The organism is Mesorhizobium sp. M0590 (assembly GCF_040320905.1).
In the GTDB taxonomy this organism is placed as follows: Bacteria; Pseudomonadota; Alphaproteobacteria; order Rhizobiales; family Rhizobiaceae; genus Mesorhizobium.
This window is the reverse complement of sequence record NZ_JAMYQN010000059.1, coordinates 1-2,629: the sequence shown is the minus strand read 5'-3', so window position 1 is coordinate 2,629 and position 2,629 is coordinate 1. Positions and strand designations below refer to the sequence as shown.

At 63.3% G+C, this 2,629-nt stretch carries 2 protein-coding genes; both read left to right on the top strand.

Annotated features, from left to right (window positions below):
* The first annotated feature begins 174 nt into the window (after nt 1–174).
* Nucleotides 175–1,728, top strand: a complete 1,554-nt coding sequence (istA, locus tag NKI52_RS32540) for an IS21 family transposase (protein WP_352700858.1) — start codon at nt 175–177, stop codon at nt 1,726–1,728.
* 16 nt (nt 1,729–1,744) lie between these two features.
* On the top strand, nt 1,745–2,521 hold the full coding sequence (istB, locus tag NKI52_RS32535) for an IS21-like element helper ATPase IstB (RefSeq protein ID WP_352700857.1): 777 nt from the start codon (nt 1,745–1,747) through the stop codon (nt 2,519–2,521).
* Nucleotides 2,522–2,629 lie beyond the last annotated feature (108 nt).

Genomic DNA, 2,629 nt, shown 5'->3' with positions numbered 1-2,629 from the left:
TGCGTGTTTCAGAAATTCGCGGACACCCATTCCGCTAATTCGCGGACAGGGATTTCAGTAATTACGGGACAGTGATTCCGCTAATTCCCGGACAGTCTTCGGGGCGGATAACGGTCGGTTCTCGGGAGCGCCGTTCTGGCATTTTGCCCTCTCATCATCGGGTTGAGAGGGGCCATGCCAAGACGGAAGCAAGCGAGACGAACGACAGTGAAAGACCTACGATCAATCCTGCGCCTGACGCATGAGCAGGGCCTCTCGGTGCGAGCGGTGTCGGAACGGCTGAAGATCAGCAAGACTTCGGTTTCGACCTATCTGTTGCGGGCGCGTGAGGCTGGCATCTCGGACTGGCCGCTGCCGCCGGGCTATGACAATGACGTATTGCTTGAGCGGCTTCTGTTTCGCCGGGTTGGCCGTCCGCCGCAGGATCTGGACGAGCCCGATTGGGCGATGATCTCGCGCGAGCTGAAGCGCAAGGGCGTGACGCTGACGTTGTTGTGGCAGGAATACCGCGCGGCGCACCCCGATGGTTATGGCTACACCTGGTTTTGCGACCGGTTCGGCGCTTTCCAGCGCCGGGCGAGCGCAACGTTCCGCAACCGCCACGAGGCGGGCGCGGTGATGCAGACCGACTATGCGGGCCACACCGTGCCCGTTGTCGATCCCGATACTGGCGTCATCTACCAGGCTCAGATCTTCGTTGCAGTGCTGGGCGCCTCGTCCTTCACCTTCGCCCATGCCAGCTTCAGTCAAAAACTGCCGGACTGGATCGAGGGCCAGTGCCGGGCACTCACCTTCTTCGGCGGGGTAACTAAGGCGATCGTCTGCGACAATCTGAAGGCCGGCGTCGCCAAGGCGCTGTGGTTCGAGCCGACGCTCAACCAGACCTTCGCCGCCATGGCCGAACATTACGACACGACGATCCTGCCGACCCGCAGCCGCAAGCCGCGCGACAAGGGCAAGGTCGAGGGCGCGGTGCTGATCGTCGAGCGCTGGGTCCTGGCCCGGCTGCGCAACCGGCGCTTCTTCAGTCTCGGCGATCTCAACGCCGCAATCGCGGTGTTGCTGGAGGATCTGAACAACCGCCCCATGCGCCATGTCGGCAAAAGCCGCCGCGAACTGTTCGAGGAGATCGAGCGGTCGGCTCTGGCGCCGCTGCCGTCGGCGCCGTTCGAATATGCGGAGTGGAAATCGGCGAAGGTGCATCCCGACTACCATGTCGAGATCGACAGGACCTTCTACTCGGTGCCGCACGCGCTGATCGGGCGGCGCGTGGATGTGCGGCTCACCCACCGGGTGGTCGAGCTCTTCCATGATCACAAGCGCGTCGCCAGCCATGTCCGCCGCTCGCAGCGCTGCGGCCATGTCACCGTCAACGAGCACATGCCCAAGGCGCACCAGCGCTATGCCAACACGACGCCGGCGAACCTGATCCGGCAGGCAGCCGAGATCGGCGCCAACACCGCCATCCTGGTCGAGCGCATTATGCGCGACCGTCCCCATCCCGAGCAGGGATACCGCTCCGCGTTTGGCATCCTCTCGCTGGCCCGTCGCTACGAGCGGGATCGGCTCGAGGCAGCCTGCGCGCGGGCCCTGACCATCAATGCGATCACCTACTCCTCCGTCAACGCCATCCTCAAATCCGGCCTCGACCGCGTGCCGCCCGCAGCCGAGCCGGTCAAGCCCACGCCATCACATACCAACATCCGCGGCGGCTCCTATTATCAATGAAGGAAGGAAACCAACCATGCTGACACATCCAACCCTCGACCAGATGCAGGCTCTCGGCCTTGGCGGAATGGCCGCCGCCTATCGGGACCTGGCCGACCAGAGCAACGCCGACGATCTCAGTCGCGACGAATGGCTTGGCCTGATGCTCGATCGTGAAGCCGCCATGCGTGCCGACAAGCGTCTGACCAACCGTCTCGCCGTTGCCAGGCTGCGCTTTGTCGACGCCTGCATCGAGAACATCGACTTCGCCGCGCATCGCGGGCTCGACCGGCGCAATACGCTGTCGCTGGCCCAAGGCGCCTGGCTGAAGGCGCATGAAAACCTCATCATCACCGGGCAGACCGGCACCGGAAAGACCTGGCTGGCCTGCGCCTTCGGACGTCAGGCCGCCCGGCTCGATCATTCCGTGCTCTACCTGCGCATGCCGCGTCTGTTCGAAGATCTCGCCCTGGCGCGTCTCGACGGCCGCTTTCCCCGTCTCATCGACAAGCTGGCTCGGGTGCAACTGCTCATCCTTGACGACTGGGGCACCCACAGCCTGACCGACCAGCAGCGTCTCGATCTGCTGGAAATCTTCGAGGAACGCTATCGCCGGAAATCGACGCTGATCACCGCGCAACTGCCGATCGCCCAGTGGCATGCCATGATCGGCGAGCCGACAATCGCCGACGCCATTCTCGACCGGATCGTTCACAACGCCCATCGCGTCACCCTCGAAGGCGACAGCATGAGAAAGCAAAAAACACCGCCGCTCTTGACCGGCGCCGAAAACGGCGAAATCAATCGCAAATGAGTTCAACCAGGCAACCGGGGGCCGACCCCATCCTGCTGTCCGCGACTTAGTGAAACTGCTGTCCGCGATTTAGCGGAACGACTGTCCCGTTTTTGCGAAATGCGCAGC

Excerpts from the sequence above, each read along its gene's own strand:
- istA (WP_352700858.1), top strand. The coding sequence starts at position 175 with ATGCCAAGACGGAAGCAAGCGAGACGAACGACAGTGAAAGACCTACGA.
- istB (WP_352700857.1), top strand. The coding sequence starts at position 1,745 with ATGCTGACACATCCAACCCTCGACCAGATGCAGGCTCTCGGCCTTGGC.